Origin of the sequence: Brevundimonas sp. LjRoot202 (assembly GCF_964253355.1) — a bacterium.
Classification (GTDB): Bacteria; Pseudomonadota; Alphaproteobacteria; order Caulobacterales; family Caulobacteraceae; genus Brevundimonas.
Window position 1 is genome coordinate 202,511 of the sequence record NZ_CAXUQW020000001.1, and the last position, 22,319, is coordinate 224,829.

General features: G+C 70.4%; 20 protein-coding genes. 13 read left to right on the forward strand and 7 right to left on the reverse strand.

Translation table 11 applies throughout. From position 1 onward, the window contains the following. Positions 1-236: 236 nt before the first annotated feature. Positions 237-1,001 carry a peptidase gene (locus tag ACSQ1L_RS01100; protein ID WP_435991118.1) on the forward strand — a complete coding sequence of 255 codons (765 nt, stop codon included), beginning with the start codon at positions 237-239 and terminating at the stop codon, positions 999-1,001. A 3-nt stretch (positions 1,002-1,004) separates the two neighbouring features. Here the strand turns inward: ACSQ1L_RS01100 and hutH are convergent, their stop codons facing one another. Then, the gene (gene hutH, locus ACSQ1L_RS01105; protein WP_435991119.1) at positions 1,005-2,534 is read right to left on the reverse strand and encodes a histidine ammonia-lyase; all 1,530 of its coding nucleotides are present in this window, start codon (positions 2,532-2,534) and stop codon (positions 1,005-1,007) included. Positions 2,535-2,536: 2 nt separating this feature from the next. Then, positions 2,537-4,204, reverse strand: a complete 1,668-nt coding sequence (gene hutU, locus ACSQ1L_RS01110; protein WP_435991121.1) for a urocanate hydratase — start codon at positions 4,202-4,204, stop codon at positions 2,537-2,539. 66 nt (positions 4,205-4,270) lie between these two features. Between hutU and ACSQ1L_RS01115 the strand changes: the two genes are divergently transcribed. The 3 genes from ACSQ1L_RS01115 to hutI are packed head-to-tail and all read left to right on the forward strand — an operon-like array spanning position 4,271 to position 7,158. Then, positions 4,271-4,978 carry a UTRA domain-containing protein gene (locus tag ACSQ1L_RS01115; RefSeq protein WP_435991123.1) on the forward strand — a complete coding sequence of 236 codons (708 nt, stop codon included), beginning with the start codon at positions 4,271-4,273 and terminating at the stop codon, positions 4,976-4,978. 3 nt (positions 4,979-4,981) lie between these two features. Then, positions 4,982-5,875: an agmatinase family protein gene (locus ACSQ1L_RS01120; RefSeq protein WP_435991125.1), complete on the forward strand. Its 894-nt coding sequence runs from the start codon at positions 4,982-4,984 to the stop codon at positions 5,873-5,875. Further along, positions 5,872-7,158 carry an imidazolonepropionase gene (gene hutI, locus ACSQ1L_RS01125; protein ID WP_435991127.1) on the forward strand — a complete coding sequence of 429 codons (1,287 nt, stop codon included), beginning with the start codon at positions 5,872-5,874 and terminating at the stop codon, positions 7,156-7,158. Before ACSQ1L_RS01120 ends, hutI begins: the two co-directional genes overlap by 4 nt. Here hutI and ACSQ1L_RS01130 read toward each other — a convergent pair. After that, complete coding sequence (locus ACSQ1L_RS01130; protein ID WP_435991129.1) at positions 7,076-7,675, reverse strand: nitroreductase family protein; 600 nt, start codon at positions 7,673-7,675, stop codon at positions 7,076-7,078. The genes hutI and ACSQ1L_RS01130 overlap by 83 nt on opposite strands. A 45-nt stretch (positions 7,676-7,720) precedes the next feature. Between ACSQ1L_RS01130 and ACSQ1L_RS01135 the strand changes: the two genes are divergently transcribed. The 3 genes from ACSQ1L_RS01135 to ACSQ1L_RS01145 all read left to right on the forward strand — a co-directional run bounded on the left by ACSQ1L_RS01135 (position 7,721) and on the right by ACSQ1L_RS01145 (position 9,497). Further along, on the forward strand, positions 7,721-8,371 hold the full coding sequence (locus tag ACSQ1L_RS01135; RefSeq protein WP_435991131.1) for an NUDIX domain-containing protein: 651 nt from the start codon (positions 7,721-7,723) through the stop codon (positions 8,369-8,371). A 20-nt stretch (positions 8,372-8,391) separates the two neighbouring features. Then, a complete protein-coding gene (gene cysE, locus ACSQ1L_RS01140) occupies positions 8,392-9,213 on the forward strand; it encodes a serine O-acetyltransferase (protein WP_435991133.1) in 822 nt (273 codons plus the stop codon). A gap of 71 nt (positions 9,214-9,284) precedes the next feature. After that, on the forward strand, positions 9,285-9,497 hold the full coding sequence (locus ACSQ1L_RS01145; RefSeq protein WP_298743451.1) for a DUF3126 family protein: 213 nt from the start codon (positions 9,285-9,287) through the stop codon (positions 9,495-9,497). 85 nt (positions 9,498-9,582) lie between these two features. On the opposite strand, the gene ACSQ1L_RS01150 is transcribed toward ACSQ1L_RS01145, so the two are convergent. After that, positions 9,583-10,059: a hypothetical protein gene (locus tag ACSQ1L_RS01150; protein WP_435991135.1), complete on the reverse strand. Its 477-nt coding sequence runs from the start codon at positions 10,057-10,059 to the stop codon at positions 9,583-9,585. 94 nt (positions 10,060-10,153) lie between these two features. On the opposite strand from ACSQ1L_RS01150, the gene ACSQ1L_RS01155 reads away from it, so the two are divergent. The 4 genes from ACSQ1L_RS01155 (at position 10,154) to ACSQ1L_RS01170 (ending at position 14,472) form a co-directional block, all read left to right on the forward strand. Beyond that, positions 10,154-11,023: a 50S ribosomal protein L11 methyltransferase gene (locus ACSQ1L_RS01155; RefSeq protein WP_435991137.1), complete on the forward strand. Its 870-nt coding sequence runs from the start codon at positions 10,154-10,156 to the stop codon at positions 11,021-11,023. 54 nt (positions 11,024-11,077) lie between these two features. Then, the gene (locus ACSQ1L_RS01160; protein ID WP_435991139.1) at positions 11,078-11,530 is read left to right on the forward strand and encodes a hypothetical protein; all 453 of its coding nucleotides are present in this window, start codon (positions 11,078-11,080) and stop codon (positions 11,528-11,530) included. 59 nt (positions 11,531-11,589) lie between these two features. Then, the gene (locus ACSQ1L_RS01165; protein WP_435991141.1) at positions 11,590-13,404 is read left to right on the forward strand and encodes an aminopeptidase P family protein; all 1,815 of its coding nucleotides are present in this window, start codon (positions 11,590-11,592) and stop codon (positions 13,402-13,404) included. A 72-nt stretch (positions 13,405-13,476) separates the two neighbouring features. Then, the gene (locus tag ACSQ1L_RS01170; protein ID WP_435991143.1) at positions 13,477-14,472 is read left to right on the forward strand and encodes an aldo/keto reductase; all 996 of its coding nucleotides are present in this window, start codon (positions 13,477-13,479) and stop codon (positions 14,470-14,472) included. A gap of 3 nt (positions 14,473-14,475) precedes the next feature. Here the strand turns inward: ACSQ1L_RS01170 and ligA are convergent, their stop codons facing one another. Further along, the gene (ligA, locus tag ACSQ1L_RS01175) at positions 14,476-16,815 is read right to left on the reverse strand and encodes an NAD-dependent DNA ligase LigA (protein ID WP_435991145.1); all 2,340 of its coding nucleotides are present in this window, start codon (positions 16,813-16,815) and stop codon (positions 14,476-14,478) included. 160 nt (positions 16,816-16,975) lie between these two features. Between ligA and ACSQ1L_RS01180 the strand changes: the two genes are divergently transcribed. Then, positions 16,976-17,935 (forward strand): M28 family peptidase, encoded by a 960-nt coding sequence (locus ACSQ1L_RS01180; protein ID WP_435991147.1) that lies wholly within the window; start codon positions 16,976-16,978, stop codon positions 17,933-17,935. Between the two features lie 35 nt (positions 17,936-17,970). After that, positions 17,971-18,522, forward strand: coding sequence for a hypothetical protein (locus ACSQ1L_RS01185; RefSeq protein ID WP_435991149.1), 552 nt, complete (start codon positions 17,971-17,973; stop codon positions 18,520-18,522). Positions 18,523-18,525: 3 nt separating this feature from the next. Here ACSQ1L_RS01185 and ACSQ1L_RS01190 read toward each other — a convergent pair whose 3' ends face one another. Both ACSQ1L_RS01190 and ACSQ1L_RS01195 read right to left on the reverse strand, forming a co-directional pair. After that, on the reverse strand, positions 18,526-20,034 hold the full coding sequence (locus ACSQ1L_RS01190; RefSeq protein WP_435991151.1) for a Ppx/GppA phosphatase family protein: 1,509 nt from the start codon (positions 20,032-20,034) through the stop codon (positions 18,526-18,528). Beyond that, positions 20,034-22,256, reverse strand: a complete 2,223-nt coding sequence (locus ACSQ1L_RS01195; protein WP_435991153.1) for an RNA degradosome polyphosphate kinase — start codon at positions 22,254-22,256, stop codon at positions 20,034-20,036. The genes ACSQ1L_RS01190 and ACSQ1L_RS01195 overlap by 1 nt, the downstream gene beginning before the upstream one ends. Between the last annotated feature and the right edge of the window lie 63 nt (positions 22,257-22,319).

Sequence of the window (22,319 nt, forward strand, 5' to 3'; positions counted from 1 at the left end):
GGGCGTTTGGGCACTAGAGCACGGGCCTGCGACAAGAGCGGTCGTAGGGGCGCGAACGCACGCGCGGCGCCGCCGCGGAAGGGTGCGGGATGACCGCTCGCGACCCCTGAAGTGTCGGGATGACAGGGTATGGGAGTGTCGCGTCAGATATCGTGGGAGGCGCCACGCGAAACTGGGCCTTACAACGGCAAAGGTTTCAGATAACGCTGCGGCGTCAACTCAACAGGAAGATCGACATGAAGCGGTTCACCAGTGTGCTTTTGGCGGGCGGTCTCCTCGTCACGGCCTTGCCGGCGGCGGCCCAGTCCACGATCCGGGCAGGCGACAGCGTGCAGGGCTCGCTGAGCTCTTCCGACCCCTCGCTTGAAGACGGCAGCCATTACGACTGCTTCAACCTGCAGGCCCGGGCCGGAGAGCGGATCGGCATCACCCTGAGATCGAATGATTTCGACGCCTATCTGGCGGTTGTGGAGGGGCGGAACTGCTCGTCCGAGGCAAGCGTGGAGACCGACGACGACAGCGCCGGCGGCACCGATTCCCGCGTTCAGATGACGCTCGGGTCGGGTCCCTATTCGATCCGTGCGAACAGCCTGAGCGAAGGCGAGGTCGGCCGTTACACCTTGGCCGTCGAGGGTCTGGCGGCTGTCCGGCCGGTGGATCCGATCTATCTCGGCCGCGCGTCGGGCCAGTGGTTCGGGGACCTGGCCGCGGGCGACGCCCTGGCTGACGACGAGTCCTGGTTCGACTGCTACGCCTTCGACGCCCGTTCGGGCCAAACGGTCGGGATCGGCCTGACTTCGCAGGATTTCGACGCCTATCTCTCGCTCCATGAAGGCGGGACCTGCGACGTCGAGATCGTCTCGGACGACGACAGCCTCGGCGACGGAACCGACGCCTACATCGAGCACGTCATCGAGCGCAGCGGCCGCTATTCGATCCGCGCCAACAGCTTCACTTCAGGCGAGACGGGCCGCTACGCCCTGGTGCTCGAAATCGAGTAGGGCTCAGGCCGAAGGCGGCAGGTTTCCGGCGAAGACCCGATAGCGGCCGGCGCGGACGCCGTCGGTCGCCCGGGCGATGTCCGGCGCGAAATAGTGGTCGCTGCCATAGGCGGCGGCCGCTTCGCGGACGATGGCGTAAACCTGTTCCAGCGCGGGCGACGACGTCAGCGGGCGGTGGAACTCGATCCCCTGCGCCGCGGCCAGCAGTTCGATGGCCACGACCGTGGCGGTGTTCTCGGCCATGTCGAGCAGGCGTCGGGCGCCGTGCGTCGCCATCGACACGTGGTCTTCCTGATTGGCGCTGGTCGGCACGGTGTCGATGCTGCACGGGTGGGCCACCATCCGGTTCTCGGCCACCAGCGCCGCCGCCGTCACCTGGGCGATCATGAAGCCGGAGTTCAGGCCGCTCTCCTTCACGAGGAAGGCGGGCAGGTCGCTCATCTTCGGATCGACGAGGATGGAGGTGCGGCGCTCGGAGATGTTGCCGATCTCGCAAAGCGCCATGGCGATCTGATCTGCTGCGAAAGCAACGGGTTCGGCGTGGAAATTGCCGCCGGAGATGACGTCGCCATCGTCGATGAAGACCAGCGGATTGTCGGTGACGGCGTTGGCCTCGCGCTCCAGCGTGGCGGCGGCGTTCTTCAGCACGTCGAGCACCGCGCCCATGACCTGCGGCTGGCAGCGCAGGGAGTAGGGGTCCTGCACCTTGGCGCAGTCGTGGCGGTGGCTCTCGCGGATGGCGCTGCCGGACATCAGGTCGCGCAGGCGGGCGGCGACGGCGATCTGGCCGGGCTGGCCGCGCAGGGCGTGGATGCGGGCGTCGAACGGGGCGTCCGAGCCCTTCAGCGCGTCGACCGACAGGGCCCCGGCCGCGATCCCGGCGGCGAAGGCGGCCTCGGCGGCGAACAGGCCGGCCAGCGCCAGCGCGGTCGAGCACTGGGTGCCGTTGAGCAGCGCCAGGCCCTCCTTGGGACCCAGTACGATCGGTTTCAGCCCGACCGTGGCCAGCGCCGCCTCGGCCGGCAGGGTCTCGCCGTTCACCCGCGCCTCGCCGACGCCGATCAGGACGCAGCTCATATGGGCCAGCGGCGCCAGGTCGCCCGACGCCCCAACGGACCCCTTGGACGGGATGCACGGCAGCACGCCGCCGTTCACCATCGCGATCAGCGCCTGAAGGGTCTCGCGGCGAACGCCCGATGCGCCCTTGGACAGGGAGGCGATCTTCAGCACCATCAGCAGGCGGACGACGGCATCGTCGAGCAGCGGCCCGACCCCGCAGGCGTGGCTGAGCACGAGGTTCTTCTGCAGGGTCTCGAGGTCGGCCGTGGCGATCGAGGTGTTGGCCAGCAGGCCGAAGCCGGTGTTGACGCCGTAGACCGTGCGGCCTTCGGCGACGATGGCCGCGACGACCGCCGCGCCCTTGTCGACATTGGCCCAGGCGGCCTCGGTCAGGGAGACGGTGACGGGGCCGTCGAGCACGCCTCGAAGCCGGGCGAGCGTGAGCGGCGATTGGCCGATGGTGAGGGTGGTCATGTTCAGGCCTTCAGGCTCGGCAGGTTGAGGCCGTGTTCGCGCGCGGCCTCTTTCGCGATCTCATACCCGGCGTCGGCGTGGCGCATCACCCCGGTGGCGGGGTCGTTCCACAGGACGCGTTCGAGGCGGGCGGCCGCTTCCGGCGTGCCGTCGGCGACGATCACCACGCCCGAGTGCTGGGAATAGCCCATGCCGACGCCGCCGCCGTGATGCAGCGACACCCAGCTGGCGCCCGACGCGGTGTTGAGCAGGGCGTTGAGCAGGGGCCAGTCGGAGACGGCGTCGGAGCCGTCCATCATGGCTTCGGTCTCGCGGTTGGGGCTGGCGACGGAGCCGGAGTCGAGGTGGTCGCGGCCGACGACGATGGGGCCGGAGAGCTCGCCCGAGGCGACCATGTCGTTGAACATCAGGCCGGCGCGGTGGCGGTCGCCCAGCCCGATCCAGCAGATCCGCGCGGGCAGGCCCTGGAAGGCGATGCGCTCGCCGGCCATGTCGAGCCAGCGGTGCAGGCCGGCGTTGTCGGGGAACAGCTTTTTCATCGCCGCGTCGGTCTTGCGGATGTCCTCCGGGTCGCCGGTCAGGGCGGCCCAGCGGAACGGGCCGATCCCGCGGCAGAACAGCGGGCGGATGTAGGCGGGAACGAAGCCGGGGAAATCGAAGGCGTTGGCCACGCCCTCGTCGAAGGCGACCTGACGGATGTTGTTGCCGTAGTCGGTCACCGGCACGCCCATCTTCTGGAAATCGAGCATGGCCCGGACGTGGACGGCGCAGGACCGGCGCGCCGCCTCCTTGACCGCCTCGGGGTCGGAGACGCGCTTGTCTTCCCATTCGGAGACGGTCCAGCCTTGCGGCAGGTAGCCGTTGACGAGGTCGTGGGCGCTGGTCTGGTCGGTGACCAGATCAGGCCGCACGCCGCGCCGGGCCAGTTCAGGCAGGACGTCAGCCGCGTTGCCCAACAGGCCGACGGATATCGGCTTTTTATCGATTTTCGACTGTTCGATCAGGGCGAGGGCCTCGTCCAGCGTCTCGGCCATGACGTCGAGGTAGCGGGTCTTCAGCCGCATCTCGATCCGGCTGCGCTGGCATTCCACCGCCAGGCAGGAGGCGCCGGCCATGGTCGCCGCCAGCGGCTGGGCCCCGCCCATGCCGCCGAGGCCGGCGGTCAGGATCCATTTGCCCGACCAGTCGCCGCCATGGTGCTGGCGCCCGGCCTCCATGAAGGTCTCGTAGGTGCCCTGAACGATGCCCTGGGTGCCGATGTAGATCCACGAGCCGGCCGTCATCTGGCCGTACATCATCAGACCCTTGCGATCGAGCTCGTTGAAATGCTCCCAGGTCGCCCATTTCGGCACCAGGTTGGAGTTGGCGATCAGCACCCGCGGCGCGTCGGGATGGGTGCGGAAGACGCCGACCGGCTTGCCCGACTGGACCAGCAGGGTCTGGTCGGCCTCAAGCTCGCGCAGCTCGCTGACGATGCGGTCGAACGACGCCCAGTCCCGCGCGGCCTTGCCGATGCCGCCGTAGACGACGAGATCCTCGGGCCGTTCGGCCACCTCGGGGTCGAGGTTGTTCATCAGCATGCGCAGGGCGGCCTCGGCGGCCCAGGTCTTCGCCGTCATCTCCGGGCCGCGGGGCGCGCGGACGACACGGGCGTTCGACGTGTTGCTCATGGAGGCCTCCTGTTCGGCGCATCATTATGTCTAGACATATATCGGCGCAAGCCGGATAGTTCGGCCATGGACATGACGGTCATCCACCGGCGCATCGAAAGCGACATCGAGCGGCGCATCCTGTCCGGCGAGTGGCGGCCGGGCCATCGGCTGCCGACCGAGAGCGAACTGATGGCCGAGTACGGCTGCGCCCGCATGACGGCCTCGAAAGCAATGTCGGGGCTGGCGGCGCGGGGTCTGGTGACGCGTCGGCGACGGGCTGGGACCATCGTGGCCCATCCGCCCCTGCATTCGGCGGCGCTGGTGGCGATCCCCGACATCCAGGTCGAGGTCGAGGGACGCGGCCTGGCCTGGTCGCATCGTTTGCTGGCGCGAACCGTCCGCGCGGCGGGCGAGGCTGAGGCGTGGCTGGCGGATGGCGGCCGGGTGATCGAGCTCGAGACCCTGCACCTCGCCGACGACGCCCCCTTCGTGCACGAGCGGCGGCTGATCTCGCTGACGGGCGCGCCGGAGGCGGAGACCGCGGACTTCCGCGAGCAGGCGGCGGGCAGCTGGCTGCTGGCCCACACGCCGTGGACCGAGGCCGAACACCGCATCTCCGCCGTGGGTGCGACCGGCGAGGTCGCCGAACGTCTGCTGTTGCCTCCGGGCGCGCCGTGCCTGAGGCTGGAGCGCAGGACGTGGCGGGACGGGCTTGGGGTGACCTGGGCCTGGCAGACCTTTCCCGGCGACGCCTACGATCTGGTCGCCCGATTCCAGCCGACGAAAGCCTGACGCATGAGCCAGACCTCTTCCGAAGCCCTGTCTTGGCGCTCGATCGCCGATCTGGTCGGGTCGCATCCGGACGCGCCCGTGGCCCTCATCGGCGCCGGGTTGAACGAGCGCTCGCTGACGCCGGGGCGATGCGATCTCGGGCCCAGGGCGTTTCGGGCCGCGCTGCCGCGCTTCTCGACCTATGACGTGGAGACTGGGGCCGAGCTGTCGACGCGGGTGCATGACGCGGGCGACGTGGCGGTGAAGGCGCTGTCGCCGGCCGACGCGTTCGGGCCGGTGCGCGACGCGGTGGCGGGGCAGGGGACGCGCGGCCTGACCGTGCTGATCGGCGGCAACAACGCCATCACCCGGCCGGGCGTGCATGGGCTGGGGCTGGCGCGGACGGGGCTGCTGACGCTGGACGCCCATTTCGACCTGCGCGACACCGACCAGGGCCTGACCAACGGCAATCCGGTGCAGGCGCTGCTGGAGGACGGGCTGGAGGGGCGGCGGATCAGCCAGGTCGGTCTGGCGCCCTTCGCCAATACCAAGCGGGCCCACGACAAGGCGACGGCGGCCGGGATCTCGGTGCGGACGGCGCGGGAGTGCCGCGAGCGCGGGCTGGCCGCCGTGGTCGACGAGGAGCTCGAGCGGCTGTCGAGCCTGTGCGAGGTGATCTACGTCGATTTCGACATCGACGTCATCGACCGCAGCCAGTGGCCGGCCTCGCCGGGGGCGCGGCCGGGGGGGGTGTCGGTTCAGGACTTCTTCGACGCCACGCGGGTGATCGGGACCCATCCGAAGGTGAGGGCCGTGGACCTGACCGAATACGATCCGTCGCTGGAGATCGGCGACCTCGGCTCGCTGACGGCAGGGCGGTGGTTCTGCGAGCTGCTGGCGGGGTTCGAGGGGCGATGAGGCTCATCACCGACTGCCGCCTGGCCACCATGGCCGAGGGCGGGGAGCCCTATGGCGCCATCGACGATGGGGCGATCCTGACCGCGGAGGGCCGCATCGTCTGGGCCGGACCCCGCGAGGAGCTGCCCGCCCATGATGCGAAGCAGACCGACCGGCTGGAAGGGCGCTGGGTCACGCCGGGGCTGATCGACTGCCATACGCATCTGGTGTTCGGCGGCGACCGGTCGAGGGAGTTCGAGCAGCGGCTGGGCGGCGCGACCTACGAGGAGATCGCCCGCGCCGGCGGCGGCATCGTCTCGTCCGTGGCGGCGACGCGGGCGGCGTCGGAGGACGATCTGTATGCGAGCGCGCTGACGCGGTTGGCCGGGCTGACGGCGTCGGGCGTGACCACGGTCGAGATCAAGTCGGGCTACGGCCTCGATCGGGACAGCGAACTGAAGATGCTGCGCGTGGCGCGGCGCATCGGGCGCGAGGCCGGGGTGCGGGTGCGGACCAGCTATCTGGGTCTGCACGCGGTGCCGCCGGAGCATCGCGCCGACCGCGCGGCCTATGTGGACAAGGCTGTGGACGAAATCCTGCCCGCGGCCCATGCCGAGGGGCTGGTCGACGCCGTCGACGCCTATTGCGAGCCCATCGCCTTCTCGACCGGGGAGGTCGGGCGGCTGTTCGAAAGGGCGAAGTCGCTGGGCCTGCCGGTCAAGCTGCACGCCGACCAGTTGTCGGACGGCGGCGGGGCGGCGCTGGCGGCGAAATATGGAGCGCTGTCGGCCGACCACATCGAGCACACCGGCGAGGCCGGGGTGAAGGCGATGGCGGAGGCGGGCGTCGTCGCGGTGCTGTTGCCCGGGGCCTATCTGATGCTGCGCGAGACCACGCCGCCGCCGATCGACCTGCTGCGGCGGCACGGCGTGGCCATGGCGGTGGCGACGGACTGCAATCCGGGCACCTCGCCGGTGGCCTCGATGACGGCGGCGCTGAACCTCGCCTGCGTGCAGTTCCGCCTGACCCCGGAGGAGGCGCTGGCGGGGGCGACGCGGGTCGCGGCGAAGGCGCTGGGCCTGGCCGATGTCGGGACTCTCGAGGCGGGCAAGGCGGCCGACCTGGCGGTGTGGGACATCGAGCGGCCGGCCGAGCTCTGCTACTGGCTGGGCAAGCCGCTGCTGGCGCGGCGCTATCTCGGCGGCATTGCGGCCCGAGCCGTCAGGGGCGGTGGACGACCAGGGTCGACAGATCGGGTCTGGGGCGCTCCAGCGGCGACTCCGCCAGCGTACCGATGTGAATGAAGCCCGCGACCCGTTCTCTGGATGTTACACCCAGTAGTTCAAGAGCTTGCGGGTCATAGCTGTACCAATCCGTGATCCAGCTGGCCGAATAGCCGAAGGCGTTGGCGGCGTGTTCGAGGTTCATGCACACGGCTCCGGCGGAGAGCTCCTGCTCCCAGACCGGCTTGGCGCTGTCGACCGGCGCGGAGATCACCAGAATGGTCAGGGGCGGGGCGGTCAGCTTGGTCAGCACCTTGCGGGCCTTGCCCGGGTCCGGCTGTCGCGCGGCGTGCGGGAGCAGGGCCTCGGCCAGCGCGGCGCGGCTCTGCGGCCCCATGACCACGAAGCGCCACGGGAACAGCTTGCCGTGATCGGGGGAACGGGCCCCGAGGGTCAGGATGCGCTCGATCTCGGCGGGCGAGGGGCCGGGGGCGCCGAGAGCTTGCGCGGGCGCCGAGCGACGCGTGGCCAGCCGCGTCTGCAGCTCGATCGAGGGGGTCGGGAGGGGAAGGGCCTGGCCCAGGTCGGCGTCGGTCATGCGGCCTAGCTAGGCGTCCGCGCCTCCCTGCGCCATATGCGGCGGATGACAGACTCTCGCGATTCCTTCGACGCCGACCGCCCGACGCCGGCCTGGGACGATCCGTCCGACCGGCCGCCGCCGTGGCGCAGCGACGGCGAGACAGTGATCTTCGAGAGCCCGTGGATGCGGCTGACGCGGCATCCGGCGACGGCGCCGACGGGGCTGGCGTGCGACTATGTGGTGATGCGGCCGAGGAACCTGTCGGTCGGGGTGCTGCCGGTGCATGGGGACGGAACCGTGACCCTGGTCGGCCAGCAGCGCTTCGCCCTGATGAACTGGTCGTGGGAAATGCCCGAGGGCGGCGCGCCGTTCGACGAGGATCCGATCGAGGGCGCCCGCCGCGAACTGGCCGAGGAGGCGGGGCTGCGGGCGGAACACTGGCGCGACGCCCTGAAGGCGGAGATGACCAACTCCATCACCGACGAGCGGGCCATAGCGTGGATCGCCTGGGGTCTGACGCCCGTGCCCGTCGCGCCGGACCCGACCGAGGTGATCCGCGTCGCCCGCGTACCGTTCGGCGACCTGCTGCGCGAGGTCGGGCGCGGCGCGGTGCGCGACATGTTCACGGTGGCGACCACCCTGCGCGCCTACCATATGGCGCGCGAGGGCGAACTGCCGGCGGAATTGGCGAAGGCCATGCTGGCAAGCGTATGATGCCGCCGAAGGAGTCACCGATGCCCAAGCTCGAAGTCGTCGCCGCGCGCTCCGACACATGGAGCCAGTTGCGCGCGGCCGCCGAGGCGACCGCCCGCGCCGAGCCGCACCTGGCCTCGCAGATGAACGCGGTGATCCTGTCGCACGCCGAGCTGGCCGCGGCGCTGGGCTTCCAGATCGCGCGCAAGCTGGGCGACGCCGAACTGGGTCCGATGTCGGTGCGCGAAATCTGCCGCGACGCCTTCGAGGCCGACCCGTCGATCATCGCGGCGGCCGAGGCCGACCTGCGCGCCGTGGCCGAGCGCGATCCGGCCATCAAGTCGCTGTTGCAGCCCTTCCTCTACTTCAAGGGCTTTCAGGCCCTGCAGGGGCACCGCGTGGCGCACTGGCTGTGGCGGCAGGGGCGCGAGGCGCTGGCCTTCCATTTCCAGAGCCGGATGTCGGAGCTGTTCCAGGTCGACATCCACCCGGCCGCGCGGCTGGGCTCGGGCCTGTTCCTCGACCACGGCACCGGCATCGTCATTGGCGAGACGGCCGTGGTCGGCGACGAGGTGTCGATGCTGCACGCCGTGACCCTGGGCGGCACCGGGGCCGAACGCGGCGACCGCCACCCCAAGATCGGCAGGGGCGTGCTGCTGGGAGCGGGGGCCAAGGTGCTGGGCAACATCACCGTCGGCGACTACGCCAAGGTGGCCTCCGGCTCGGTGGTGCTGAAGCCGGTGCCGGCGGGCTGCACCGTGGCGGGTGTCCCGGCCCGGCTGGTCAACTGCCCCACCGAGGCGGCGCCGGCGCGGACCATGGACCATACGCTGGCCGACATCGTCTATGACTTCGTGATCTGAGGCCTAGAGGCTTTCCCTCCGGCGGGGCTTTCTCTAGGGTCCGCCGCTTCAAGACAGACCTGAGGCCGACCATGAACACCGCCGACATGAAGCGCGTCGAGACGCACCTGAAGCGCACCTTCAACACCGGCGGCATCATCCTGAAGCCACGCGGCAAGCCCAGCGACTCGGCCGAGGTCTATGTCGGCGACGAATTCATCGGCGTGGTCTTCGAGGACGAGGACGAGGCGGGCAGCTTCATGTTCGAGATGGCCATCCTGGCGGAAGACCTGCCGGAAGCCTGACCGCGTCGGACGAGCGCGCATGAAAAAGCGCCGGAGGAGCGATCCTCCGGCGCTTCGTCGTTTCAGGCTCCGTTTCCGGCGCCGATCAGTTGGTCTTGCCGAAGATCGCGTCGAGCAGGCCGGTCAGGAAGCCTTTCTTCGCGGCGGGCCTGGCGGCGGCCGGAGCGGCGGCAGCGGGAGCGGCGGCCGGCTTCGGAGCCGGAGCCGGAGCCGGCGCAGCGGCGGGCTTCGGAGCCGGGGCGGCGGCCTTCGGAGCGGCCTTGGCGGCGGGCTTCCTGGCGGCGGGTTTCTTCGCGGCGACCGGCTTCTTCGCGGCCGCGGCCTTGGGAGCCGCAGCCTTGGCCGCGGGCTTGGCGGCGGCCTTCGGAGCGGCCTTCGGAGCGGCCTTGGCGACCGGCTTCTTCACAGCGGCGGGCTTGGCGGCGGCCTTGGGCGCGACGGCCTTGGCCGCGGGCTTGGCGGTCGCGGCTTTCGCGGCGCTCGACTTTGTCGCCGGTTTCGGCTTGGAAGCGGCGGCCGCCTTCGGTTTGGCGGTGCTCGGCTTGGACGGTGCTTTAGCCATGGTTTCCCCGACCCCTCGGTTCAGTTGGTTGATGCTGGCGCGGGAGAGCACGCCAGCGCGTGTCTCGATTCGCAATGATAGCGGTGTTTGAGAAATGTCCGAGTCCGCAGTTCAAATAATCGCGAGAGGTCCCCGAACCATCGCCGAGGCCGCGGCCGCGTCGCTGGATTCAGACCCGTTGCTGGAAGGCGCCACCTATTCGATTCTTGAAGAGGACGAAGACCGCGGCATCTGGCGCATCGACGCCTTTCCCAATGATGAAGATGACGCCCTGGGCATCGAGGGGCGGCTCAAGGCGCATGAAGGCCTGACGGTCATCGTCGAGAAGCTGGCCGACGCGGACTGGCTGGCCATGTCGCTGTCCGGCCTGCCGCCGGTGCGGGCCGGCCGCTTCTTCATCTACGGCGCGCACGACCAGGGCGTCGTGCCGAAGAACACCGTGAATCTGAAGATCGACGCGGGCGCCGCCTTCGGGACCGGACACCACGGCACCACGGTCGGCTGCCTGTTGGCCTTCGACGAACTGCTGAAGCGCGAGCGGTTCGAGCGGGTGCTGGACGTCGGCTGCGGCACCGGGGTGCTGGCCATCGCCGCGGCGAAGACCGGGTCGAAGGTTGCTCTGGGCACCGACATCGACGCGCCGTCGGTGCGCATCGCCAACGAGAATGCAAAGCTGAACATGGCCGACGCGCGGTTCGTGCACGCCTTTGGCCTCAACGACCGCAAGGTGCGGGGGCAGGGGCCCTACGATCTGGTCTTCGCCAACATCCTCGCCCCACCGCTGGTCAGCCTCTCCCAGGACATCAAGGGCGCGCTGAAGCTGGGCGGCGTGGCCATTCTGTCGGGGCTTCTGCGCACGCAGGAGCGCCGGGTGACGGCGGCCTATCTGTCGCGTGGCTTCGTGCTGGAGCGGCGTATCCGCCGCGACGCGTGGAGCGCGCTGGTGCTGCGCCGGGTGGGCTGACGGCGGAACGGACGGCAACCGGAGCCGTTGCGGTGGTTCAATGGAGAACCGCCCGTGACCCAGTACGATCCGAACACCGATCCGACCCGCACCCGTCCGGGTGAGCCGGCCTACAGCGAGACCACTACCGAGACCGTGGTGGTGCGGGAGTCCAACACCGGCTGGTGGATCGCCGGCATCCTCGGCGGCCTGGTGCTGCTGGCGGTGCTGTGGATCCTGTTCGCCCGTGGCGGCGCGCCGCAGACCGACGAGGAGGTGCTGGAAGCCCGCCTCGACGCCGCCGAGGCCCAGGCCCAGGCCGACGCCGCCCTGGTGCAGGGCCAGGTCGCCGGCGCCCAGGCCAGCGTCGACATCGCCCGCGCCAACGCCGCCGCCGCCGCCGCCGAGGCGCGTGCGGCCGAAGCCCGCGCCGCCGAGCCGGTGATCATCGAGCGTGAAGTCCCTGTGCCGGTTCCGGCGCCAGCGCCCGACACGCCGGTGGTGTCGCCCACCTCGCCGCAGAATTAGCGCCCCCGGGTAACGGCCGGGGGTGAAAAGCGCGGGGCGACGGTGCTATGCCGTCGGCCATGCGCCAGTCCTTCGATGAAACCACCGATCCGTCCTTCGGGGCCAAACACCTGCCCCGCGTCCGCGCCAGGATGGCCGAGCAAGGCCTCGACGGCCTGCTGGTCCCACACGAGGACGAGCATCAGAACGAATACCTGCCGCCCGCCAACGAGCGGCTGGCGTGGCTGACCGGCTTCACCGGCTCGGCCGGGGCGGGGGCGGTGCTGGCGGACCGGGCTGCGGTGTTCGCCGACGGCCGCTACACGGTGCAGGTCCGGGCCCAGGTCGATCCGGCCCAGTTCGAGATCCTGAGCCTCGAGAACGGCGGCGTGGCCGCCTGGCTGGAGCAGGCGCCGCAGGGCGCGGTGATCGGCTACGATCCCCGCCTGCACAGCCCCGACGCGCTGGCGACCCTGGCGCGGGCGGCGGCGAAGGCCGGGGCCGAGCTGAAGCCTGTCGATCCCAATCCGCTGGACCTGGCCTGGGCCGACGAGCGCCCCGAGCAGCCCGCCGCGCCCGTGGTCCCGCACGAGGATCGCTACGCCGGCGAGAGCAGCGCCGCGAAGCGCGCCCGCATCGGCGGGGCCATCCGCGACGCCGGGGCCGGGGCCGCCGTGCTGACGGCGCCGGCGTCGATCGCCTGGCTGTTCAACATCCGCGGCGGCGACGTGATCCGCACGCCGTTGCCGCTCGGCCAGGCGGTGGTGCGGGCTGACGGGACAGCGCGGCTGTTCCTCGATCCGCGCAAGGTCACCAACGAACTGCCGGGCTGGCTCGGCGACGCCGTGACGCTGGAGGCGCCCGAGGCGCTGCCGGCCGCGCTGGACGGCCTGTCAGGCCAGTCGGTGCTCATCGATCCGGGCCAGTCGTCGGCCTGGTATTTCGATCGTCTGAAGGCCGCCAGCGCAACGGTGGTGCGCGGCGCCGATCCGTGCGCCCTGCCGCGCGCCTGCAAGAACCCGGTCGAGATCGAGGGCAGCCGTCAGGCCCACATCCGCGACGGCGCGGCCCTGACACGGTTCCTTCACTGGGTCGACACGGTGGCGCAGCGGACCCTGCCGAGCGAGCGCGAGATCGCCGAGGCGCTGGAGGGCTTCCGCGAAGAGACCGGCGCGCTGAAGGACCTGTCGTTCGACACCATCGCCGGGGCCGGGCCCAACGGCGCCCTGCCGCACTACAAGCCGGTCGGCGACAAGATCCGCCGCATCGAGACGGGCTCCCTGCTGCTGGTCGACGGCGGCGGCCAGTACCTGGACGGCACCACCGACGTCACCCGCACCATGGCCGTGGGCGAGCCGACGGCGGAGCAGCGCCGCATGTTCACCCTGGTCCTCAAGGGCCATATCGCCATGGCTGTGGTGCGCTTCCCCGAGGGGACGACGGGGCACCAGCTGGACGTGCTGGCCCGCCTGCCGATGTGGATGGCCGGGCTCGACTACGACCACGGCACCGGCCACGGCGTCGGCAGCTATCTGGGCGTGCACGAGGGGCCGCAGCGCATCGCCAAGGCGGTGAATGCGCAGCCGCTGCTGACCGGCATGATCCTGTCCAACGAGCCGGGCTACTACCGCGAGGGCCACTGGGGCATCCGCATCGAGACCCTGCAGGTGGTGACGCCGCCCGAGCGGATTCCCGGCGGCGAACGGCGGATGCATGGCTTCGAGCAACTGACCCTGGCGCCGCTGGACCGCAAGCTGATCGACGTCGCCCTGCTGACGGCGGACGAGCGGGCCTATGTCGACGCCTATCACGCCGAGGTGCTGGCCAAGGTCGGTCCGCTGCTCGACGGCGAGGCGAAGGCGTGGCTGGAGGCGCAGGCCGCGCCCTTGAAATAAGGCCGAACGGCGCCCATCTCCGGCGGGTCGGCGAATGCGTCGCCGGCTTCCCACATTTCAGGAGACGCGCTGATGAAGACGCGCAGGCTGGGCCGTTCGGGCCCTGAGGTTTCGGCCATCGGCCTCGGCTGCATGGGCATGAGCGCCTTCTATGGCGGCCGCGCCGGGACGGAGGCGGAGTCCATCGCCACCCTCCACCGGGCGCTCGATCTGGACGTCACCCTGTTCGACACGGCCGAAATCTACGGCCCGCACACCAACGAGGAGCTGGTCGGCCGGGCCTTGGCCGGCAAGCGCGACAAGGCCTTCATCGCCACCAAATTCGGCATCACCCCGGGCGGCGCGCCCGGCGGCGGCATGGCGCTGGACGGCTCGCCGGCGCGGGCCCGCGACGCGGTCGAGGGCAGCCTGAAGCGGCTCGGCGTCGAGACCATCGACCTCTACTACCTGCACCGCGTCGACCCGAACACGCCGATCGAGGACACGGTCGGCGCCATGGCCCGCTTCGTCGACGAGGGCAAGGTGCGGTTCCTCGGCCTGTCGGAGGCGTCGTCCGACACCCTGCGCCGGGGCCATGCGGTGCACCCGATCACCGCCCTGCAGAGCGAATACTCCCTGTGGACGCGGGACCCCGAGGACGGGGTGCTGACCACCTGTCGCGAGCTGGGCGTCGGCCTCGTGCCCTACAGCCCGCTGGGCCGCGGCTTCCTCACCGGCGCCATCCGCACGCCCGACGACTTCGAGGACGGCGACTCGCGCAAGACCAACCCGCGCTTCATCGGCGTGAATTTCCAGCGCAACCTGCGGCTGGTCGACGAGGTCAAGGCCATCGCCGCCGGCAAGGGTGTGACGCCGGCCCAGCTGGCTCTCGCCTGGGTGCTCGCCCAGGGCGACGACCTCGTGCCCATCCCCGGCACCAAGCGGGTGCGGACGCTGGAAGAGAACGTCGCCGCCGTCGATGTGGTCCTGACGCCGGACGACCTCGCCCGCATCGACACGGCCTTCCCGAAGGACGCGGCGGCCGGGGAGCGCTATCCCGAGGCCACCATGGCGGCCATCGACCGCTGACGCTCAGCCGCCGATCAGGGCCAGCCACTCGTCCTCGGTCAGCACCGCGACGCCGTGCTTCTGCGCCTCGGCCAGCTTGGAGCCGGCGCCGGGGCCGGCGACGAGGTAGTCGGTCTTCTTCGACACCGAGCCCGAGACCTTGGCCCCGAGCGATTCCGCCCGGGCCTTGGCCTCATCGCGGGTGAAGCGTTCGAGGGCGCCGGTGAAGACCACGGTCTTGCCGGCGACGGCGGTGTCGGACTTCGGTTTCTCGGCGTCCTCGATCCGGTCCAGCTCGGCCACAAGAGCCTCGACCATGGCGCGGTTGTGGGTTTCGCGGAAGAACAGCGCCAGCGCCCGCGCCGCCACCGGCCCGACGCCCGAGACGCCGGCGATCTGACCGAGTCCCTCGGACGGCCCCTCTTTGCGCGCCACCCCGGCCAGCCGCACCAGACCGGCCCAGTCGTCGGCCAGGGTCGCCAGACCGCGCCGGGCGGGGGCGGCGAGGCCGGGGAAGGCGAGGGCGATCTTCTGGTCGATGGGCGCGTCCGGCCACGGGTCTTCGACCGGGGGCGACGCCTCGGCCAGCGCGGCGACCACGCGCGGCGACACCGCGTGGGCCTCGTTCAGCCGCACCCAGTCCTCGCTGGGGATGCCGTCGGCGGCGGCGAGACAGGCGGCCTCGAAGGCGGGCCAGGTCTCGAACGCCCGGGCCAGAACGATCGAGGTCTGCTCCCCGATGTCGCGCACCCCGAGGCCGTAGATGAAGCGGTCCAGGGCGATGGTGCGGCGGGCGTCGATGCCGGCGACCAGGTTGCGCACGCTGGTCTCGCCGTAGCCGTCCTCGGCGCGCAGGGCGTTCAGTTTTTCCTCGTCGCGGGCCAGGCGGAAGATGTCGGCGGGCTCGCTGATCCAGCCGCGTTCGTGGAAGGCGATCAGCTGTTTTTCCCCAAGCCTTTCAATGTCGAAGGCTCGACGGCTGACGAAATGCTTGAGGTGTTCGATGCGCTGGAACGGGCACGCCAGTTCGCCGGTGCAGCGGCGCACCACCGACTCGACGCCAGAGGCGTTGGTTTCCTTCACCAGCGCCGTCTTCAGCGGGCAGATGCAGATGTGCGGAAACTCATACGGCTGGCCTCGCCCCGGCCGGTCGGCGTCCACCACGCCGAGAATCTGCGGGATGACGTCGCCCGCGCGCTGCAGGATGACCGTGTCGCCGAGGCGGACGTCCAGCCGGGCGATCTCGTCGGCGTTGTGCAGGGTGGCGTTGCGCACCACCACGCCGCCGACCGTGACCGGGTGCAGCCGCGCCACCGGCGTGTGCGAGCCGGTGCGGCCGACCTGGATGTCGATGCCTTCCAGCACCGTCTGGGCCTGCTGGGCCGGAAACTTGTGGGCGACGGCCCAGCGCGGGGTGCGGGCGACGAAGCCGAGACGGTCCTGCCAGTCCAGCCGGTCGACCTTGTAGACCACGCCGTCGATGTCATAGCCGAGCGCGGCCCGGTCCGTTTGCAGCCCGTCGTACAGCGCCATCAGCCCGGCCGCGTCCTCGACCCGCTGCGAGCGGTCGTTGACAGGGAAGCCCCAGGACCGGAGGGCCTGCAGCGCGCCCCATTGGGTCTCGGCGAAGGACGACGAGACCTCGCCCCAGGCATAGGCGAAGAAGCGCAGCGGCCTCTGGGCGGTGATCGCCGCATCCTTCTGGCGCAGCGAACCGGCGGCGAAGTTGCGCGGGTTGGCGTAGGTCCGGGTCCCGGCCGCCTCGGCCGCGGCGTTGAAGGCGTCGAAGGCGTCGTTGGGGGCATAGACCTCGCCGCGAACCTCGATCACCTCGGGCCAGCCGGAGCCGGACAGGCGTTCGGGGATGTCGGCGATCGTGCGCAGGTTGGCCGTCACGTCCTCGCCGGTTCGCCCGTCGCCCCGCGTCGCGCCGCGCACCAGTACGCCGTTCTCGTAGCGCAGGCTGGCCGACAGCCCGTCGATCTTCGGCTCGGCGACGAAGGCCACGTGCTCGTCAGCGGGCAGTTTCAGGAAGCGGCGGATGCGGGCCTCGAAGTCGGCGACCTCGCCGGGGTCGAAGGCGTTGTCGAGCGAGAGCATCGGCACGCCGTGGCGGACCGGGGCGAACTGGCTGGAGACGGCCGCGCCCACCACCTGTGACGGCGAATCGGCCATGGTCAGTTCGGGGAAACGGCTCTCGATCTCCAGCGCCCGGCGCTTCAGGGCGTCGTAGTCCGCGTCGGAGATCTCGGGCGCATCGTGGCCGTGATAAAGGGCGTCGTGGCGGGCGAGTTCGGTCGTCAGGCGGGTGAATTCCTCCCGCGCCTGGGCCTCGGTCAGCTGATCGACGGCGGTGTCGGCCATGGGAATCGCGTTCGCTCCAACTCTTCGACCGACTTCTAGCACCCGAAGCGAACGCCGCGAGGGCGTGGTCCGTTTCCAGCCGCTCGCGGCATGACAGGACGTTAATCTGACGCCGCCGGTTTCGCCTGCTAGCGTCGCGGAGTCTCAAGGGAATCTCTCCATGCGTCATCTCCGCCTCGCCGCCCTTTCGCCGCTGGCCGCGGTTCTGCTGCTCAGCGCCTGCGGGACCGCCGTCCCGCCCGAAGCTCCGGTCGCGCCGCAGCCCTCGGCCATGCACGCCCAGCTGCTGGAGGATGTCCGCATCCTGGCCGCCGACGACATGCAGGGTCGCGACACCGGCGCGCCCGGCGGCGCCATGGCCCGCGCCTATATCGTCGGCCGGCTGGAGGCGATCGGCGTCGCCGCCCCGGCCATGGGCCGCGAGCAGCCGTGGGAGATGCAGGGGCGCACCCGCGAGGGCCCGAAGACCTTCAATGGCGTCAACGTCCTCGGGGTGATCCCGGGCACGCGCGTCACCGACCGCTACATCGTCGTCACCGCCCACTACGATCACGTCGGGGTCAACGAGGGCCAGATCTACAACGGCGCCGACGACAACGCCTCGGGTGTGGCGACCATGCTGGCGCTGGCGGCGGACCTGAAGCGCGACGCCCCGGACCACAGCGTGATCATTGTGGCCCTCGATGGCGAGGAGCGGGGTCTGCTGGGCGCGAAGCACTTCGTCGAGGCGCCGCCGGTCCCGCTGTCTTCCATCTCGATGAACCTGAATTTCGACATGACCGCCCGGGCCGAAACCGACGGCAAGCTGTGGGTCACGGGAACCTACCAGCACCCGACCTTCCGCCCGCTGCTCGAGACCATCCCCGTCAACGGCGCCGTGGCCCTGGCCTTCGGCAAGGACACGCCGCAGGACACCGGCGAGGACAACTGGGTCAATTCCTCGGACCACGCCGCCTTCCACCGGGCCCAGGTGCCGTTCCTGTATTTCGGCGTGAACTATCACCCCGACTATCACCGCCCCTCGGACGACTTCGAGCGGATCACCCCGTCGGTGTTCATCAGCGCCACCGAACTGTCGATCGCCGGCTTCCGCGCGCTGGATCGAGGGCTGGACCGCTGAGGCTCGGCATGTTGATCTGGCGGCCGGAGGGTCCCATGCACATCAGATGTCTAGCCGGCGCCGCGATTCTGGCGGCGCTCGCCGTCGCGGCCTGCGACCGAACGCCCGCGCCCGCCGGGGGGGCGGCGGCGGCGGCCTTCAACCACGCCGCGACCGCCGACATCTCGGGCTATTACATGCCCGTGGCGCCGGTCCGGATCGGCCAATGGAGCCTCGATCACCTCTTCGTCGGCCAAGCTCCGGAGTTCGAGAGCTGGGAAGGCGGTTCGCGCAGCGAGACCTTCGCGCCGGTGATGCTGCAGTTCGACGACGCCGCCAGCCCGATGGTGGAGACCGAGCTGGGCGAGGCGCACAGCGTCACGGCCCGCGTGCTGCCGACGCGTTATGAAGTCACCGACACCATGGTTCGGTTCGAGGGGGAGTCGCCCGAACTCGGCCGGGTGTGGTTCGAGGGTCAGCTGGATCAAGGGGCGCTGGCCACCGCCAGACGCAATCTCGGCGGCGACGGCGTGGTGCTGACGGGAAACCTGACCGCGGCCGGAGAGACGGTCCGCGGGGTTCGCCTGACGTGGTGGATGGGCGACTGAGCGTCAGGCGCCGTTGCGGATATCCAGTTTCAGACCCATCAAATCGGCCAGCGCCTTGCCGCGTCGCCGTGTCTGCTCGCCCAGCAGCACGTCGGCGTAGCCCTCGGAGGCGCTCAGCACGAGCACCCCGTCGGTGACCGCGACGTGGGCGTTGACCAGCAGCTGCGGCGCCCGGCCGGACAGGTCGCAGGCCAGGCGGATGGCGAGACCGAGCGCGCGGCCGGCGGTGCGTTGTTTCTCGGTCAGCAGGCGCGCGACCGTGTCGGGCTCGGGCGTATTCGCGCCCCCGCCGTAGCGGGCGTTGACCGCGGTGGCGAGATAGGCGCGCTCGGCGTGGGTCTGGCCGGGGATCGGCGCGCGCAGAACCTGGTCGAAGGCCAGTTCGACGCGGTGGTCGGGGTGCAGCCGGGCGCCCAGGTCAGCGAGACGGCAGGCCGCATCGGCCAAGGTCCGGTCGCGCTCGGTCCCGAACGCCTCGGGCAGGGCCTTGATGATCGGCTGCAGCCAACCGAACAGCGCCCCCGGCAGGCCCGGTGATATGCCCTGCCGCGCCCCAAGGGCGGTGCAGCCGGCCAGCAGGGGATCCGAGCCGAGGTCGTCGTCGTCCAGCGCCTCGTAGAGCAGTCCTTCGCGCACGCCCCAAGCCGACAGCACGATGCGCTTGAGGCCGAGGCGATCGATCAACCCCTCCAGAACCAGGGCGGCGTGCGGCAGGGTCTCGGCCCGCTTCTTCGACAGGCCTTTCCAGCTCTCCAGCGAGGCGCGCGAGGAGCGGGCGATCAGCCGGGCGATGTCGCGCGCGTCTGCGGCGTCCATCACATACTGGTGCACGATGTGCAGCGGATAACGGACGTGGCCCATGTGGACCTGCGCGAGGGTCCGCCACGCGCCGCCCACGGCGTAGAGGGTGTCGGTTCTGAAATCGTCGGCGGGCTTGAGCCGTTTGGCGATGCTCTCCCGCAACCGGCCGGCGTCGAAGGGGCCCTCATTCGACAGGGAGAACGGGCCGAGCGGCAGGGTGACGCCCCGCTCGACGCCCCGGTCCCCGATGCGGATCAGTTCGAGGCTGGCCCCGCCCAGGTCGGCGGCGACGCCCCGCGCTGTGGGCATGCCGGCGATGACGCCCAGCGCGGCGTAGCGCGCCTCCTCCTCGCCGGAGAGGACGCGGATGATCAGGCCCGTCTCGGCCGCCACCCGCTCGCAGAAGGCCTGGCCATCGGCGGCCTCGCGGACCGCGGCCGTGGCGGCGACGAAGGTCAGGGCCGGCTTGACCCCGTCGATCACCGCCGCGAACCGCTTCAGCGCCGTCAGCGCCATCGCCGCCCCGTGCTCCGACAGGCGGCCCGTCGAGGCGAGATCGCGGCCGAGGCCGGCCAGCACCTTCTCGTTGAACACCGTCCAGACGGCGCGCCCCTCCAGCCGGTACAGCACCATCCGGACCGAGTTGGAGCCGATGTCGACGGCGGCGAATTCACGGGGCGTCGCGAACGCCGAGACAAGCGCCTCGGGCATCAGCGCTTCTTCCGTGACGGCTCGTAGCTGAGATGGCCGGGCAAGGTCTTCACCTTGCGGCCGCGGCCCGACAGGCTGGGATTGGTCATGAAATACCTGTGGGCCGAGAAGGGGCGGTCCGGGTCGACGGGCGTGACCCGACGATAGTCGCCGTCGGCGTCGAGCACCCAGCTCTGGGCGTCGTCTTTCAGGTTGGCGACCATGATCTGGTCGAGCACCTGGTCGTGGACGGTGGCGTTCAGCACGGGCGTCATCAACTCCACGCGGCGGTCGAGGTTGCGCGTCATCCAGTCGGCCGACGAGATGAACACCTTCGCCTTGTCGTGCGGCAGGTCGCGGCCGTTGGCGAAGGCGACGATGCGGGCGTGCTCAAGGAAGCGGCCGACGATCGACTTGACCCGGATGTTCTCCGACAGGCCCGGCACGCCGGGCCTCAAGCAGCAGATGCCCCGCACCACCAGCTCGATGCGCACGCCCCACTGGCTGGCGCGATAGAGGGCGTCGATGACGGCGGGATCGACCAGGGAGTTCAGCTTGGCCCAGATGGCGGCCGGCTTGCCCTTGGCCGCCGCGGCCATTTCGGCGCCGATCAGGTCGATCAGCGTGGCCTTCATGTTCAGCGGCGAGACGACCAGCGCCTCGAGCTCGTCCGGGGTGGCGTAACCGGTGATGTAGTTGAACACCCGCGAGGCGTCGCGGGCGAGCACCGGCTCGCAGGTGAACAGGCTCAGGTCGGTGTAAATCCGCGCCGTCACCGGGTGATAGTTGCCGGTGCCGAAGTGGCAGTAGGTCTTGAGGCCCTCGCCCTCGCGCCGCACCACCACGCTGAGCTTGGCGTGGGTCTTGTACTCGACGAAGCCGAAGACGACATGGACGCCGGCCCGCTCCATGGCCCGGGCCCATTTGAGGTTGGCCTCCTCGTCGAAGCGCGCCTTGATCTCGACCAGGGCGGTGACGTTCTTGCCGTTCTCCGCCGCCTCGATCAGGGCGGCGACGATCGGGCTGTCGCGCGAGGTCCGGTACAGGGTCTGCTTGATGGCGATGACGTGCGGATCGCGCGCCGCCTGGCGCAGGAACTGCACCACCACGTCGAAGCTCTCGAACGGGTGGTGGATCAGCATGTCCTTCTCGCGGACCGCCGCGAAGATGTCGCCGCCGTTGTCACGCACGCGTTCGGGATAGCGCGGCTCGTAGCCGGGGAATTTCAGGTCGGGATGGCCGGTCGGGATGATGTCCGAGACCTGGGCGAGGCCGAGCATGCCGTCGACCATGACGGTATCCTGAGGCGCGGCGTCGAGTTCGTTGGTGATGAATGTGCGCAGGTCATCGGGCATCGACGCCTCGATCTTGATGCGCACCACCGAGCCGAGCCGGCGCTGCTTCAGCGCCTCCTCGAACTCCATGACCAGGTCCTCGGCCTCCTCCTCGATCTCGATGTCGGAATCCCGGATCAGGCGGAACACGCCCCGCTCCAGCACGTCGCAGCCGGGGAAGAGGTGATCGATGAAGAGCATCAGCAGGCTCTCCAGCGTCAGGTAACGCTTGCGGCCCGGCGTGGAGCGGCCGTCGGTGGCCAGCGGCCAGAACCGCTTCACCTGCGTCGGCACCGGCACCAGGGCGTAGAGGGTCCGGTTGTCGGACCGACGCCGAAGCTTGAGCGCCAGCGAGAAGCCGAGGTTGGGCAGGAAGGGGAAGGGGTGAGCCGGATCGATGGCCATCGGCGTCAGAATGGCGAACAGCTGGCTGAGGAATTCCGGCTCCAGCCGCTCGCGCTCGGTGCGGGTGATCTTCGCCGGATCGACCACCTCGATGCCGACGCCGGTCAGTTCCTTGCGCAGCTTGCGCCAGCGGCGCTGCTGTTCATCCATCAGCAGGCCGGCGGCGACGTTGACCTTGGCCAGCTGCTCGGCGGGGGTCAGGCCGTCGGCGGACAGGACCCGGACCCGCTCGCGCACCTGGCCCTTGAGGCCGGCGACGCGGGTCATGAAGAATTCGTCGAGGTTGTTGGCCGAGATCGACAGGAAGCGCAGCCGCTCCAGCAGCGGATGGGCCGGATTGGCCGCTTCCTCCAGCACCCGCCCGTTGAACTTCAGCCAGGAGATTTCGCGATTGAAGAAGCGGGCCGGCGAGGCCAGCAGCTCCTCCGACAGGCGCAGCTGGGGCGCGCGGGAGGAGGGGACCTCCTCGCCCGTGGTCGTGTCGCTGATCGCCGCGTCGCTCATGCGTCCGGTTCTGACGCGGTGCGAGGGCGGCTGCAACCTCGGTCTCGAACAGCGAAACGCCGG